Raw genomic sequence first — 611 nt, forward strand, 5'->3', positions numbered from 1 at the left:
GGTATAGCCAAGCGGTAAGGCAACGGGTTTTGATCCCGTCATGCCCTGGTTCGAATCCAGGTACCCCAGCCATTTTTATTATGTAGATTATAATAAAGATAAATATATTATCGAATTGATCGTCAAACATTGTTGTTGACTTAAAGCTAACAAAAGGTTATAATATAATTTGTCTCTAAAATAATTTTATGCGGTCGTGGCGGAATGGCAGACGCGCTAGGTTGAGGGCCTAGTGGGAGAAATCCCGTGGAAGTTCGACTCTTCTCGGCCGCACCATAGCGTATTCCGATTGCGCCCGTAGCTCAATTGGATAGAGTACTTGACTACGAATCAAGCGGTTAGAGGTTCGAGTCCTCTCGGGCGCGCCAATTTTTTCTTCTATATAATACAAACTTTATGCGGGTGTAGTTTAGTGGTAAAACCTCAGCCTTCCAAGCTGATGATGAGGGTTCGATTCCCTTCACCCGCTCCATAACTTTTATTTTGAACCTTGAAAACTGAACAGCAAAACGTCAACAATTATGCGATGGCCGTGCAAGCGGTCGGAGCAAACTTACTGATCAGCACTTGTGCAGATCAAAGCGAATCGCGCTGTCTTCGGACAGGCGATG

Annotated in this window: 3 tRNA genes; all 3 read left to right on the top strand. The window is 44.7% G+C overall.

The annotated features are described in order from the left end of the window. Nucleotides 1-190 precede the first annotated feature (190 nt). Nucleotides 191-276, top strand: a tRNA-Leu gene (locus AC2Q9J_RS17565). Between the two features lie 15 nt (nucleotides 277-291). Beyond that, a tRNA-Arg gene (locus AC2Q9J_RS17570) sits at nucleotides 292-368 on the top strand. 30 nt (nucleotides 369-398) lie between these two features. After that, nucleotides 399-472: transfer RNA gene (locus AC2Q9J_RS17575), tRNA-Gly, on the top strand. The last annotated feature ends 139 nt before the right edge of the window (nucleotides 473-611 follow it).

It is taken from the genome of Planococcus sp. RAB007_Raresut (genome assembly GCF_057369535.1).